This window comes from Bacillus coreaensis, assembly GCF_050586445.1.
Classification (GTDB): domain Bacteria; phylum Bacillota; class Bacilli; order Bacillales; family Cytobacillaceae; genus Robertmurraya_A; species Robertmurraya_A coreaensis.
The window spans coordinates 1-15,282 of the sequence record NZ_JBOCCY010000018.1 but is presented as its reverse complement, the minus strand read 5'-3'; the positions used below and the strand labels follow the sequence as shown (position 1 = coordinate 15,282).

Annotated in this window: 14 protein-coding genes and 1 pseudogene; 2 read left to right on the top strand and 13 right to left on the bottom strand. The window is 35.7% G+C overall.

Annotated elements, in window-relative coordinates; translation table 11 throughout:
- Positions 1-30: 30 nt before the first annotated feature.
- Positions 31-1,533: a spore germination protein gene (locus tag ACQ5H4_RS19755; protein ID WP_430776699.1), complete on the bottom strand. Its 1,503-nt coding sequence runs from the start codon at positions 1,531-1,533 to the stop codon at positions 31-33.
- Positions 1,534-1,802: 269 nt separating this feature from the next.
- Between ACQ5H4_RS19755 and ACQ5H4_RS19750 the strand changes: the two genes are divergently transcribed.
- Positions 1,803-2,183, top strand: coding sequence for a YidH family protein (locus ACQ5H4_RS19750; RefSeq protein WP_430776698.1), 381 nt, complete (start codon positions 1,803-1,805; stop codon positions 2,181-2,183).
- A gap of 394 nt (positions 2,184-2,577) precedes the next feature.
- On the opposite strand, the gene ACQ5H4_RS19745 is transcribed toward ACQ5H4_RS19750, so the two are convergent.
- The 11 genes and pseudogenes from ACQ5H4_RS19745 to ACQ5H4_RS19695 form a co-directional block, all read right to left on the bottom strand.
- On the bottom strand, positions 2,578-3,354 hold the full coding sequence (locus ACQ5H4_RS19745; protein WP_430776697.1) for a sulfite exporter TauE/SafE family protein: 777 nt from the start codon (positions 3,352-3,354) through the stop codon (positions 2,578-2,580).
- A gap of 99 nt (positions 3,355-3,453) precedes the next feature.
- Complete coding sequence (locus ACQ5H4_RS19740) at positions 3,454-3,681, bottom strand: sulfurtransferase TusA family protein (protein WP_430776696.1); 228 nt, start codon at positions 3,679-3,681, stop codon at positions 3,454-3,456.
- Between the two features lie 22 nt (positions 3,682-3,703).
- Positions 3,704-4,838: pseudogene (locus ACQ5H4_RS19735) on the bottom strand (MBL fold metallo-hydrolase).
- Between the two features lie 38 nt (positions 4,839-4,876).
- Positions 4,877-5,272, bottom strand: a complete 396-nt coding sequence (locus tag ACQ5H4_RS19730) for a DsrE/DsrF/DrsH-like family protein (RefSeq protein WP_430776695.1) — start codon at positions 5,270-5,272, stop codon at positions 4,877-4,879.
- Between the two features lie 35 nt (positions 5,273-5,307).
- Positions 5,308-5,883, bottom strand: coding sequence for a sulfurtransferase TusA family protein (locus ACQ5H4_RS19725; RefSeq protein ID WP_430776694.1), 576 nt, complete (start codon positions 5,881-5,883; stop codon positions 5,308-5,310).
- A gap of 54 nt (positions 5,884-5,937) precedes the next feature.
- Positions 5,938-6,234 (bottom strand): rhodanese-like domain-containing protein, encoded by a 297-nt coding sequence (locus ACQ5H4_RS19720; RefSeq protein ID WP_430776693.1) that lies wholly within the window; start codon positions 6,232-6,234, stop codon positions 5,938-5,940.
- 19 nt (positions 6,235-6,253) lie between these two features.
- The gene (locus ACQ5H4_RS19715) at positions 6,254-6,613 is read right to left on the bottom strand and encodes a rhodanese-like domain-containing protein (protein ID WP_430776692.1); all 360 of its coding nucleotides are present in this window, start codon (positions 6,611-6,613) and stop codon (positions 6,254-6,256) included.
- A gap of 43 nt (positions 6,614-6,656) precedes the next feature.
- Positions 6,657-7,136 carry a DsrE/DsrF/DrsH-like family protein gene (locus tag ACQ5H4_RS19710; protein WP_066059137.1) on the bottom strand — a complete coding sequence of 160 codons (480 nt, stop codon included), beginning with the start codon at positions 7,134-7,136 and terminating at the stop codon, positions 6,657-6,659.
- A 159-nt stretch (positions 7,137-7,295) separates the two neighbouring features.
- Positions 7,296-7,559: a metal-sensitive transcriptional regulator gene (locus tag ACQ5H4_RS19705; RefSeq protein WP_430776691.1), complete on the bottom strand. Its 264-nt coding sequence runs from the start codon at positions 7,557-7,559 to the stop codon at positions 7,296-7,298.
- A 525-nt stretch (positions 7,560-8,084) separates the two neighbouring features.
- Positions 8,085-9,221, bottom strand: a complete 1,137-nt coding sequence (locus tag ACQ5H4_RS19700) for an MBL fold metallo-hydrolase (protein WP_430776690.1) — start codon at positions 9,219-9,221, stop codon at positions 8,085-8,087.
- Positions 9,222-9,365: 144 nt separating this feature from the next.
- Entirely contained in the window at positions 9,366-11,312 is a 1,947-nt protein-coding gene (locus ACQ5H4_RS19695; RefSeq protein ID WP_430776689.1) for a CoA-disulfide reductase, read from the bottom strand.
- Between the two features lie 241 nt (positions 11,313-11,553).
- Between ACQ5H4_RS19695 and ACQ5H4_RS19690 the strand changes: the two genes are divergently transcribed.
- A complete protein-coding gene (locus ACQ5H4_RS19690; protein ID WP_430776688.1) occupies positions 11,554-12,465 on the top strand; it encodes a ferritin family protein in 912 nt (303 codons plus the stop codon).
- 790 nt (positions 12,466-13,255) lie between these two features.
- Here the strand turns inward: ACQ5H4_RS19690 and ACQ5H4_RS19685 are convergent.
- Positions 13,256-15,282, bottom strand: a 2,027-nt coding sequence (locus ACQ5H4_RS19685) for an HD domain-containing phosphohydrolase (RefSeq protein WP_430776687.1), incomplete at its 5' end; no start/stop codon positions are given.

Here is a 15,282-nt window from a genome sequence, read left to right as displayed (position 1 = left end):
CCTTTTGTTTAAAGTAAACTGGTTTATTCACTAGTTTTTTTGTCTAATTACATTCCCACTCACATATTCGGTTGGTCTCTTCCTTAATGCCCACCAAGGGGCACGAATAAATACATCCTTTAGTTCACTCCAATTCAGTGGCCCAAGAGGAGAAAAGTAAGGGATTCCTAAGGATGTTAGTTTACATAAATGCGTTAAAATGACGATGGAGCCAAGTACAATTCCTAGTAATCCAAAGCTACCTCCAAGTACCATCATCGGAAAGCGTAGCAATCTAATGGAGATGGCCATATTAAAACGGGGAATCGTAAAAGAAGCAATACCTGTCATGGATACAATAATAACCATTGGAGCAGATACAATCCCTGCCTCTACAGCTGCTTGCCCGATTACAAGTGCTCCAAGGATACTTACGGATTGACCAACCACCTTTGGCAATCGCACCCCTGCTTCTCTTAACGCTTCGAATGCAATCTCCATAATTAATGCTTCTATAAAAACAGGAAACGGAATCGCTTCCCTGCTGGCTGCTATACTAAATAATAAATTTGTTGGAATCATCTCCTGATGATACGTGGTAACTGCTACGTAAAAGGCAGGAAGAAGAAGTGCTAAAAAGATAAAAGTGATACGCAATACCCGTAAAAATATTGAAATATGGAATCGCTGATAATAATCTTCACTCGCTTGAAGAAACTGCCAAAAACTCACAGGGAGAATGAGAGCAAATGGTGTTCCATCCACCAAAATAATAATTCTCCCCTCTAATAAGTTGGCTGCGACAGTATCTGGTCTTTCTGTATTTTGCATTTGTGGAAAGAAACTCCACGGATTATCTTCTATAAACTCTTCAATATATCCACTTTCTAAGACACCATCAATTTTGATTTTATCTAATCGGCTAAAAACTTCCTTTACTAGGTTCTCGGGGGCTAGGTTGTCCATATACATAACAACTACTCCCGTTTTCGTTTCGGCCCCAATTTCTTTTGATACTAATTTAAGGTGCCTTGATCGAATCTTTTTTCTAATTAAGGAAGTATTCACACCCAGTTGTTCTGTGAAACCTTCCCTTGGCCCTCTAATTGAAGCTTCTGTTTCAGGCTCAGCTACACCTCTATTTTGTCCACCCTTTACATCAAGCACCAATGCCTTTTCTAGCTGGTCTACAAGTAGAATCGTGTTTCCTTCTAACACTTTTTTGATTAGATCATCAATCTTCGTAGACTCAAGTACATGATTCACGGAAAGAATTTGCTGCTCTAGGTATTCAACTGTTAGGTTCTTTATAGGAATGGATGTGAGGAGTTGATGTAATCCATGAAGCTCTTGACTGGCTCTATCTATTAACCCATCTACATAAACAACAGTAGCTTTTCGATTTTCAATCACGAGTGAACGGAATACGACATCATTACAGTCTGTTAGTTCCTTCTTTATTGCCTCCACATTGGTTTCCAACTGTTGCTCAACAACCGGAGAATCCTTCGGGGTGATGTCTTCTAGCTTTTTAGGTCGAACGACTTTTTTCATTCTCATTACCCCATAATCAGTGATTTTCTCATCTTAATTTTTACCAAGATAGATAAATTGATACAGTATATAACCAATTCGCAAAAAGAATCCCTACTTGTAATATTTGCATTGAAGCTTATTAAAATTGTCGGTAGATTGTTCACAAGTTTAACAGAAGGAATAAAATAGATGCTTTTACTAATATAATAAAAGCATCTAGAAGACCATCATTTTTTGATGGTCTTCTTAACTGGAGGTTAATAAATCAATGTTAATAAAGGTACAGAATGATGATATTTAAGGAAAAGCCAACGATTGATTCAAATTACATTCAGCAGCATCTGGCAAATGAACGTACATACCTTGCATGGATACGAACGAGTATAACGATTATAGGGGTTGGATTTTTAATAACTAATTTACATTTTTCGTTTATATCAAAAGATCAACTCGGGGACATACTAGCCCAAGCGATTGGGTTAGCTTCTATTTTTGTAGGAATTATCACGATCATACTTTCAACGATTGGATATTTTAAGAAAGGCCGAGACATCAACCATCAAACTTTCAATTATCCAAGAGTTATTACTTTATGTCTTTCCATTCTGCTTTTGTTAATATTTTTATTCTTCGGTATTTATTATGTATTTATTTGGGAACTGACTTAAATGAGAAAAGGCGCCTGTCCTCCAATAAAGAGTGGGGACAGGTGCCTTTCCTTTTCCTTAGACTCGGAGTACCTTAAATTGTCCGCCCCCAAAAAGGGATTTCACAAAGTCAATTTTGACATTCTCAAAGTAAACCTTGTCTCTTTCATTCACTAAAAACTGTATTCCACTTTGTTCAGTGATTTCATCATTCTCTAAAGCTGACTCCTCCAGAGCCAGACGTAGCTGTGGGCCTCCTCAGCCAATTCCCATTGTTAAACGAATAAATGGTTTTTTTCCTTCATTTATCATGTCTTTAACCTCTTTGGTAATAACAGCAATGGCAGCTTCCGTTACTTTTACCATAAAACCTTACCTCCATTCATTAAACTATTTTTATAGTTTCAATCGTAACTTATAAAATATCCATCCAAATCTTTATCGCTGTTGCTAAAATGAGTAGTGCAAGGACTACTTGAAGAATCTTTGTGTTTACTTTTTTCCCTGCCACCGCCCCTAGTGGTGAGGCAATTAAACTAGCTATAACCATGATTAAAGATGGCCAAAATTCTACTTGCCCCGTTGAAATTTTCCCAACAGTCGCACCAATAGAAGAGATAAATGTGATGGCAAGTGAGGATGCAATGGTCATACGAGTGGGAATTTTTAATACAACAAGCATGATTGGTACTAAAAGAAAAGCACCAGCAGCTCCGACAATTCCAGAACCTATCCCAACGATAAATGCAAGGACCGCTGCCAGCCATTTATTGAATGTCACTTGATCTAATGGAATATCATCTAGACCTTTTTTAGGAATGAACATCATCACAGCTGCAATCAATGCTAAAATACCGTATATGATATTAATTCCACCTTCACTCATGAGCTTTGAACCAAAGCCCCCAATAAAGCTACCAACTAAAATACTCGCTCCCATGTAAATGATTAATTTTTTATTTAAAAAGCCACCCTTTCGGTAAGCCCACACCCCACCGATCGTTGCAAAAAACACCTGAACAGCACTAATTCCGGATACTTCATGAGCACTAAAAGCTGCAAGACCGAATAAAGGTGGAATGTATAAAAGCATCGGATACTTAATGATTGAACCGCCAATTCCCAGCATTCCAGAAATATATGAACCTATAAAACCAATTAAAAAGATGGTGATTATAAAACCTATATCCATCGTTTTTTCCCCCTTTGAAAAAGCAAAAGCGCCTATTATGACGCTTGCTCTCTAAACCATTTTTCAGAAAAAGGGAACCTCAACTGGTTCCCTTATACATCAGCCTTTTTTAATCCAGAACTTTAATACTTCATTGTCCTCATCGTGTTTGATTAATTCATGACCACCTGATTTTGCCCATGCAGCAAGGTCATTTTTTGCCCCTTTATCGGTTGCATGAATTTCTAACACTTGACCGCTTTCTAATTCATTCATTGCTTTCTTTGTTTTTACGATTGGCATGGGACAAGCCAGCCCTTTTGCGTCTAATACTTTATTTGCTTCCATTTTTATTCCTCCTAGTATTGTTTTATCGAACCGCACAACGGTTTGGTCCGATTTCCATTTCACGTTGCTGCTCATCGTCTGGAGTGATTTTCCCCATATTTGTTTCACGGATTTGTTGGTATGCATTGGGTTGTGGTGGCAGGTTTTCCGTTACCACTCTTCTAAATTCATCTTCGTCCGCAATATTTAAACCGTGGTTTTTCTCAAATAGTGTTCCTAGTTTTTCTGACACACTTCCATCTTCATTTAACTCATCAATGATCATAAAGTGAGCTGGAAGTACGATTAATTCCTCAGATAACTCTCTGTAACGCTTGTATAGACTTTCTCGTAAGTCTCCTACCCAATCCTGTGCTAGGCCTGCTAAATCTGGTCTTCCAATCGAATCGATGAACAAAATATCTCCTGAAAGTAAGAACTTCTCATCCACAATAAAGGAAGTGGATCCGATTGTGTGTCCTGGTGAATACAATGCATGGATATTGATTTTTACATTTCCGATTTCTACATCATTGCCATCTTCTAATGGTTGGTACGTAAATGTAACTTCCGTTGCATCCTTTGGAGGTAACCAGTACGTTGCATTTGTTTTTTCAGCAATTACTCTTCCACCAGAAATATGATCAGCATGAAGGTGAGTATCAAATACATGAGTGATCTTTGCTCCGATTGAGTCTGCAAAATCAAGGTACGTATCTGTCATACGAGTAGAGTCAATGATAGCTGCTTCGCCATTTGATACGACCATGTATGATAAACAGCCTTTTCCAATACGAACGAACTGATAAATTTCGCCACCGTCTTTTAAATCTCCAACCTTAACTGGTTCTAAGTGTTCACTCCACGCTTTCATTCCGCCAGCTAAATATGATACACTACGTCCTGCTTCAGAAAGCATGTCAGCTACCATGATAGATGAACCTTCCTTGGCACAAACGACTAAAACCTCTTTATCAGTTGGTACTTTATCAAGAATTTCTTCTACCCCATCTAATAGATCAAAGTACGGTACATTTAGATATTCAAAATTTCCCCCTTCAATTTTCCAATCTTGAAATGCATCTTCATTACGTACGTCTAAGATAAAGAATGCTTCTTTATTAAACACTTTCTTCGCCACTTCTTTTGCAGTCATTGCTTGAACAGCCATTATTCATTTACCCCCTAGAGTATAATTGATTTTAAAATTTTTTGATTAAAAAGTCAGTGTGATATCTGCGTTTTTTGCAAAATCTAAGAATGTTACAGCTCCACCTACTTCAATTCCATCGACAAAGCTTTCTTTTTCTAATCCCATAACATCCATGGTCATTTGGCATCCAATCAGTTTTACTCCCATCTCTTGAGCCATTTCAGCTAATTCTGGGATGGATGGTACATTTGCTTTAGAAAATCCTTCTGCAAAATGTTCTTTTCCTTCCGGCATCGGAAGTTGTTTATTTGCCTCTTTATGAATTAAGTTTAATCCTTCAAAGGTGAAGAAAATTGCTACTTCTTGATCTGTTGCGGCAGCTGCTGTCGCGATATTAAATACTTTATAAGCATCGAATAGACCACCATTACTTGCGATAATTGCTACTTTAGTTGTCATTGTATTTCCTCCTAATTTCTTCATGCAACCCACACTTAATTGTTGATACGATCCGTTGTTCCAGTCCACTGACTCATCCCTGGAATAACATTTAGTACGTTTGAAAATCCATTTTCAGCTAATTTCTGAGCTGCTAAATCGCTTCGGTTACCTGTACGACATACGATATAGATGGTTTGATCTTGGTTTAATTCATTCATACGAGCTTCTAACTCACCAAGTGGAATAGAAATCGCATTCGGAATATGATTAAATGCATATTCTGCCGTTTCTCTTACATCTAGAACCATCATGTTTTCATTTGCTTCTAGCTTTGACTGTAGTTCCTCATTTGTCACTACATTTGGATGTTTTCTTTCGATGGTTTCATCGCTTGATGACTTTCTTAGAAAATGCTTTAACACATCTCCTTCTTCCAAAGTACCTAGATATTGATGTCCTGTACTCTCAGCCCATGCTTTGATATCTGCTTTTGATCCCTTATCTGTTGCTTGGACTTCCAATACTTGCCCTGATTCTAATCCAGTCATTGCTTTTTTCGTTTTAACAATCGGCATCGGGCATGCTAATCCCTTTGCATCAAGAGTGACATTTGCTTTTAAGTTCTCCATAAGTAACCTCCATTACTTTTATACCATATAGGGTATATTTTATTTTAAAATTTTTTATTCTGTTTTACCTTCCCAAGAAAGCATACCACCTGTCATATTAATGACTTTGTATCCATAGCTTTCTAGAAATTGTGAAGCACTACCACTTCTACCACCAGAACGACAAACCATGATATATTCCTTTGATTTATCTAACTCATGCATACGGAACTCAATAAGGCTTAGTGGAATGTTTACTGCTCCAGGAATTTTCCCAGCTGCTACCTCATCTACTTCACGCACATCGATAATATCCAATGCTTTACCTTCATTTAATAGTGCTTCTACTTCTTTAGCTGTCATTGTTTTCACTGTTGATTCCTCCTATATATCATGACCAGGCGCTCATGCCGCCTTTTACATTCGTTATTTTTTTAAATCCTAACTTTTTTAGGGTTTTGCTAGCTTTTTGACTTCTCATTCCGCTTTGACAAATGACTACTACTTCTTTATCTTTTGATATCTCATTTGATTTTTGAGATAGCACATGAAGTGGAATGTTTTTAAAGCCTTTGATGTGGTTTCCCTTATACTCAGCTGGCGTTCGAACATCCACAAATTGTTTATTTTTATCTATTAATTCCTTTTTTAATTCAGCTGTTGTTATATGTCTAACACCCTTTGTCGGAATCATTCGTTGGATCATGAGTAGCAAGAACAATCCAATGAGAATGTAATTTACATATTCCATATTACTCTCTCCTTATTGATAGGGGAAAATCCCCTATCTTTCATTAAATAAATAGATTTACATTCCCATCTTCTGCATCAGCCAGATAAGCAGCTACACCCGCATATTCGACATTTTCAAGAAGCTCTTCTTCTTTAAGACCTAACAGATCCATTGTCATCGTACATGCCACTAATTTCACATCTTGCTCTTGTGCCATTTCGATTAACTGAGGTAGCGACATGGCGTTGTGCTTTTTCATCACACCTTTAATCATTTTTGGACCCATACCAGCAAAGTTCATTTTAGAAAGACCCATCTTATCTGCGCCTCTTGGCATCATTTTTTCGAACATTTTTTCCATGAATCCTTTTTTCACCATCATATTTTCTTCTTTACGGAGAGCATTTAACCCCCAGAATGTATGGAAGATGGTTACTTCATGATCGTAGGCTGCTGCACCATTTGCAATAATATAAGCTGCCATTGCTTTATCGTAATCTCCACTAAATAACACAATCGTAGTTTTTTTCTTTTCTGACATACTGTTACCTCCTAGATTTTTAATTCTATTTATATTTACGTATACTCGTATAGGTATATTATTGTTTAAAAAAATATAAATTGTGTTTAATGCCTTAAACTTCAATTTACCCCTACGGGTATAATGTTAAATGAATGACTCAACGATGTCAACCTTTTTTTATCTACTTTTTACAAGCAGGTTAACCGCTTCTTTGATCAGATCCTCTGCATTTGTTTCTTCGTTTTCTTTAGCTTTTTGTACACAGTCAACTAAATTAGAACTTACAATTACACCCATTGTACGATCAACAGCCGTTCGAACAGCTGATAATTGTGTTATCACTTCTTTACAGTCCTTATTTTCTTCCATCATTCTTAAAATCCCTCTAAGCTGTCCTTCCATACGCTTTACTCTATTTTGAATTTGAGTATTGTATTCCATATCCTTACCTCCTTTTAACAAAGATTTTTTATACTAAGTTTATCTTCTTTCAATAGTTTTGAGTGATGACTAGCAAGGGTATATCCAATCACTTGAAACCCTTTCTTACGTAAAAGACGAATACCTACATTTTTTTCTAGATTGTTTGAAGCAATAATATATAGTTTACGATTGGGTATGGTAGTGCTAAATCTATTGAGATAAGCAACAGGTATGTTTATTGCACCCGGTACAGAGAATTTACTTGATTGGTTATAATCTCTTAAATCAATGATAGTGGATTTTGTTTCGATCTCTTCTCTGGGAATATAAGCTACAGAGAAAACCGGAAAATACCTTTCAAATAACACATATCCAATCACTAACAGTAGAATGGTTACAAAAGTAATTTGAAATACCTCCTTAGAAGTTTGTCGATATGTACATACTATACCCCATTGGGTATAAAGTCAACCAGGAAATTTCTACCTCAAATAAAAAGGAAGGTAACCGAAGTAGTTACCTTCCTCATTTTTAATTTCTCTTCTATCTTACCGCACAACGATTCGGGCCAATCTCCATTTCCCTTTGTTGTTCTACATCTGGCATGATCTTCCCCATATTTGTTTCTCGAATTTCCTGGTATGAATTCGGCTGAGGTGGTAGGTTTTCTGTTACCACTTTTCTAAATTCATTCTCATCAACAATATTTAGTCCGTGATTTTGTTGATATAGTACACCAAGTTTTTCAGAAATACTTCCATTATCATTCATTTCATTTATTCCCATATAGTGAGCAGGCAAGACTAGCAGGTCATCTGCCAAGTCCTTGTAACGCGTATATAGCGTATTTCTTAAATCGCCTACCCAATCTTCTGCTTTTCCAGCAAGGTCTGGGCGTCCAATAGAGTCAATAAACAGAATATCTCCTGTTAATAAATATTGGTCATCGATGACAAAAGAGGTACTCCCTATGGTATGACCCGGAGAGTAAACCGCCTTAATTGTCGTTTTACCAACTTGATACTCATCCCCGTCATTAATTTGTTGATACGTAAAATTTACTTCGGTGGCATCTTTAGGTGGAAGATAATAGGTTGCTCCCATTTTTTCAGCAAGCCTTCTCCCACCAGAAATATGGTCTGCATGTAGATGAGTATCAAGTACATGCGTCAATTTAATATGATGCTCTTTGATAAAAGTTTCATACGGTTCAATCATACGGCTTGTATCAATCATCGCACCTTCACCATTTGATTCAATCAAGTATGATAAACAACCTTTGCCTATCCGAACAAATTGATATAATGCTCCTCCATTTTTTAAATCGCCAATCTTGATAGGTTCTAAATATTCACTCCATGCTTTCATTCCACCCTCAACAGAATATACATCTGTAAAGCCCGCTTCTGCGATCTGTTGAGCCACAAATTGTGAGGATCCTCCTTTAGCACATATGACATAAATAGTCTTATCTGTTGGTAATTTTTCCTTAATAGAGTCAACTCCTTCTAATAGATCAAAGTAAGGGGCGTTAATGATGTGAACACTTTTCCCTTCGATCTTCCAATCATCAAAATCATCCGTATTTCTTGCATCTAAAATAAACACTTCCTCATGTTTGATCACTTTTTTGGCAATTTCCTCTACGGAGATCGTTTTCACCGCTGTTTCAGTAGTCATTTTCTGCCTCCTTCATAAACGTTTATCCGTCTTTCTTGAATTATTATCTTTCCTTTTGACTTTTCCATGCCAAGATACCTCCTACCATATTTTTTTACGAAAAAAAACGCATGACTCCCGTATTTGAGTCACGCGTTTGTTATGTTATTTCTTTTTAATCCAGAACTTAATTAACTTATCATCTTGTTCCGTTTTTAGGATCGTGTGTCCAGCATTTTTTGACCAAGCTGGTAAATCGTTTAATGCCCCTTTATCCGTTACATGAAGCTCTAGCACCTGACCACTTCCTAATACCTCTATTCCTTTTTTCAATTTCACGATAGGCATTGGACAGGTTAAACCACTAACATCTACCAATGAATCCACTTGTAAGTCATCGGTGGTTTCTTCGATAACCGTTTCTCCCAGGTCGTTTGTTTTTGTTTCAACTTGATTGGCTATATTGCTTCCAAATACGGACGAATAGGTCTTCCAGCCACCATCAACATTCTTTACTTTGAATCCATTATTTTTTAAAATACGGCTTGCTAAATACCCTCTTAACCCTACCTGACAACTTACATATACGGTCTGATCTTTAGGAATTTCATCTAATTTATTTCTCAGTTCATTTAACGAAATATTAATTGAACCGTCAATAAAGCCAAATTCACGTTCCATTGGTTCACGAACGTCAATCAGTAAACCACCTTCAGCAACGATTTGATCTACTTCAAACCACTGAATATGTTCCAATTCACCATCCATAATATTTGTTGCTACATAACCAGCCATATTGACTGGATCTTTAGCTGATGAATACGGTGGAGCGTATGACAATTCTAAGTTTGTTAAGTCTTCTACTGTTAATCCACCTTTGATCGCTGTAGCTATGACATCCATTCGTTTATCTACCCCATCTGCTCCAACCGCTTGAGCACCGAATATTCTTCCTGTTTCTTTATCAAAAATTAACTTAAGGGACATCGGTGCAGCTCCTGGGTAGTATCCAGCATGAGAGCTTGGGTGAATATGAACGACTTCGTAAGAGACCCCAAGTCGTTTTAGTGTTTTTTCATTATTCCCAGTAGCAGCGACGGTTAAATCAAACACCTTTGCAATAGAAGTCCCCATCGTTCCTTGATATTTCTCTTTTTTACCCATGATATTATTTGCTGCAATTCGTCCTTGACGGTTTGCAGGGCCAGCAAGTGGAATCATTGCCTTTGTGCCACTAATATAGTCCACTACCTCCACAGCATCACCCACTGCGTAAATATCCTCATTTGACGTTTGAAGATACTCATTTACAATAATACCTCCTCGCTGTCCTAATTCAAGGCCAGCTGATTTGGCCAACTCATTTTCAGGAATGACACCGATAGAAAGAATGGTCATATCTGTAGAAATTTCCAAACCATCAGAGAGGATGATTTTCTTTCCTTGATCTTCAAACGCTTTTACACCATTTTCTAGAATAAGGTGAACTCCCTTTTCTTTTAAATGAGCATGTAAAATACTTGCCATTTCAAAATCAATTGGTGCCATAATTTGATTGGCCATTTCAATAAGTGTTACTTCAATTCCTCGATCTACTAGGTTTTCCGCCATTTCAATACCTATAAAACCACCACCAATAACAACCGCCTTTTTCGGTTGAACATTATCTACATAGTTTTTTATTTTATCTGTATCCGGAATATTTCTTAATGTAAATAAGGTCTCATTTTCCTTTAGCCCTGGAATCGGTGGTACGATTGGTCTTGCCCCGGGAGATAATAATAACTTATCAAAAGACTCTTCATAAACTTCCCCACTTTGAAGGTTCTTTATTGTCACCTGTTTGTTATCCGGATCAATGCTCACTACTTCACTTAAGTTACGAATATCTAGCTTAAAGCGTTCTGACATACCCTTAATGGTTTGTACCAACAGCTTGCTTCTATCCTTAATCGTTTCCCCGATATAATAAGGTAATCCACAGTTTGCAAATGAAATATGCTCACCACGTTCGAAAAGAACGATTTCTACATCCTCACTAATTCTTCTTAATCTTGCTGCTGCTGTTGCTCCCCCAGCTACCCCGCCTACAATAACCACTTTCTGTGTCATATCTATTCCTCCAATAATTAATTTTTTATATAAACAACTAACTTTATTAATACGTTTAAGGTAATCAATAATACCTATATGGGTATTATAGAATATTAAAAAATAATGTAAACCCCTTTGGGTATAAGTTCACTTTTTCTTCACAATTACTCCCTATAGTCATCGTATCTCCCTTTTAGACACCTATCCGATATTTGAGCATATGATAAGTTGATAAATTACCCTGGGGGGTGGAGCTGGCATGCAATATATCTATCATAATTATCCCTTTTACCATACTAATTTTCGAAATACTTTTGACGTCAGTTTAATAAACGATATTAAAAAAGCAATCAACGGGGAATATGGAGCCATAGAATGTTACGGTAAATTAGCTAGAATGGCAAAAACTCAGGTTGAAAAAGATCAAATTCTTGAAATACGTCAGGATGAGATACGTCACTTTGAGGAGTTCAGTAGAATTTACAGAGAGTTAACGGGCAGACAACCGGTTGCTGAAAGCATTGAAAAGTGTCCTGATCAGTATAAAGAGGGTGTAGAGTTTGCATTTAGAGATGAACAAGAAACGGTAGACTTTTACCTAGATATTGCAGATAAGTCCCAAAATCCCGTTATTAAAGAGACTTTTCGTCGCGCTGCTGCTGATGAGCAAAATCACGCCGTATGGTTTTTATACTTTTTATTAAATAAACAAATGGTGACAAATGCAAATCGCCAGCCTAATAATTATGGAGCTCAAGGTGCATTAAATGATACCAGTTTAACCATACCCCAAATGCTAACCTATGCGCTTCAAGACGAACACTTAGCTCAATCAAGGTATAAAAATGTTCTTGAAACTTTTGGAGATATACGTACATTTGCACAAATCAAAGAAGCAGAATTAAGACATATCTCTGCACTTTTACCTCTTTTTGAAAAATACCAAGTACCAGTTCCAGAAGATATATCCCAATCGTTCGTAAAAACACCGAGAAATGTAAAGTCTGCGTTTGCAGCTAGTGTGGAAGGAGAAGTTAACAATATAGCGATGTATGAAAAGTTCCTATCATATGAACTTCCTAATGATATTAGAATGGTGTTTACTCAATTACGCAATGCATCCAAAAATCATCTTGCAGCGTTTGAAAGAGGGCTTGAAAGAAATATATAACCACAAAGGTAAAAATTTTCAGGGCAAAAAAGTCGGAACCATGATCCAACTTTTTTGTCCTTCTTCTATCATTTTATTGTAAAGATAATATCTCAATGATGGTTTTCATCACAGCGTCTCCTAAATTGGAACGTGTGATAAAATTAGCCGCAATATAGGCTGACTCAAAAAAGGATAAACAGTTATTAATAATGATGGATAATAATGGTTATAATCATATAATGCAGTGTTACATATAAAGACAAAAAAGACACATTCCAATAAAGGATTGTTGTATTAGTAAAAAAAACTTGGAAACAATAATCCTCTATCTTTGGCCTTACTCCAATCATCAAAAACTAATAATAAAAAATAAAGTTGGAAACACAACGAAAAGGGTTGAGATTTTCAATACAAAAAAAGTCAGAACTAAAATCCGACTTTTTCAACTCTGCATTAATTAATAAGCTTCTTAGCTGCATTATGAGCACTCTTATAAAAAGGATAATATCTTTTTATTTCTTCGTCTAGATAATTTATCCTTATCCTAGACATAAACTAAAATTTTTATAAAGCCCACCGCTCTAAAGCTAAGAACCACCAAGTAGCAAAACTTTTCTCTTAATAAGGTATAATTTTAAAACAATTTCTTTACTTTCTTTAAACTAAATCCCCATACTGCGATTGGAAATTATCTTAATAAAAAAAAAAGGAGTTAATCTAAAGAACAACCCCAATACTTAAAGTGCAAAAATTTATACCTTTATTGTGAATCAATTTTCACTAAAACAATTACTACTAAATAAATCTTTTAAATATTATATTCAATTAGAACATTTGTTCCTTCTGGAGAAGTTTGGATATGCACCTTATCGCAGAATTTAGCAATCATTTTAAATCCTTGTCCTAATGATTTTTTGCTTGAATAGCCCGAAACCAAGATTGTTTTTGGAATTTCATGTAATGGGATTCCAGAACCTGTATCGGAAATAAAGAATTGCAAATGTTTTTCTTTATGGTAGATGAATAATCCACCACCTGTTGCATGTTTTAAAACATTGGTCACTGCCTCGGTTACTGCGATCTGCACTTTCATAGAATCTAAATGAGGAGCATAATTTTCAATGACTTGTTTAATCATTTCTCTACTCTTTGGCACATCCGGGGTTTTTGAGACTTGAATATCACAAACAAATTCACCAAGCTGAGTTATTAATTCTTTAGAAGAAACATGCAGGATGATCTTACCTTCCGATAATATATTTACTAATCCTACATAAGATTCTAAAATCCCTTTTTCTAATTTACTTCTATACCCTAGATATGGTGACAAATCATGTGCAAATATTGTGACATCTCCATTTCCAAGAGATTGAGCATAGATATCCAATGTCAATTGACCAAAGGTAAAAGTATCATGAACAATTTCCATGCGTTCTTTTGCTATTTCAGTGAGAGATTTGAAAAAACTTTCTGGAATTTTAGGTTGAGGAGAAAGAATTATACCCTTTTTGATTTGAACAAAAAATGATTCTCCTATACTAGTATATGAATTTTCCATTACATACTGATTATCTAAAAAATCTTCAGATGTAACCACTTTATGTTTTAATGGATATTTTATGTTATCAACCAACATTATGATATGACCTAAGTCCAACTTTGCTACTAAATTGGGGTCCAATATAGTAATTGACTTCTCATGTAATAATTTAAATATCGTTTCCGGATCGTTATGGCGTGAAAGGATATGATCCAACTCATTTGCTAAAGCAATTATTCTTGATTCAAGAGGGATATCCTCCCCTTTTAAACCAATTGGAAAGCCCTTTCCATCCCAACGTTCATGATGATGTAGTGTCCATTTGCCTAAAGACTCATCGGAATATATATTTTTTAATATCTCTTCAGCCTTTTCTACGTGACTTTTGTATTCACGTTCCTCCGATAAAGTTAAATCCCCGCGTTTTCTAAAAATATAAGTTGGAATTAAAGCTTTACCAATATCATGAATAGAAGCAATTTGTATTAGCATATTTCGTTTTCTTTTTGGATATCCTAAATCTTCTAAAAGAAGTTCACAGATCTGTCCCACTCGTTTCCCGTGCCCTTTTAAACTGGGATTAATTCTATCCTCTAATATTTGCATGAAGGCATTTGAAGTTGATTTTCGGAGCATAAATTGTTTAGTGAACTCATGTGAAAAGAAGATAACAATTAATAGGAAGAAAAGAGTATAGAGTATGGAAAGAATTAATTGTGTCTCGGTTTTAATTATAATAAGTCGAGAAATGACAAGAATACTCACTATTATAGGTATTATTAACTCGATTAATTTTTCCCTGAGGTTAGAAAACATCTTTTTTCGAAATACAGTTGCTTCAATTCCTTCCATTACAACAAAATTCACCAGCTCAAAAATGATTGCAACCAAACTAACTCCTAAAAATATATTTATTTGAAATGAGAATTTCCATGAAATAAACGCTGCCAAAATAGAAATTACATACATGCCAATCGTAACTAATAGTCGTATGATTGGAATTTCCCTTTTTCTTAAACTTATAAAATAGTAGGTACCTGTTGAAATAAATATGGCAAGAACTGCATAAGAAAAACCAAGGTATATTAATAAAAATAGAAATCCAATACTTCCTGCAGCATATTTATACCCACTAGGTAATTTAACAGGGAAAATTTCTAATATAATAACTATGAATGTCATTATGGAAAAGATTTTCATTCCAGACCATTCGAGTTGAGTGAGAGAAAAGATAAATGATATACATCCGACTATCACTAAGCTAATTGTATACCAATTAATTACTTTCATTTTTT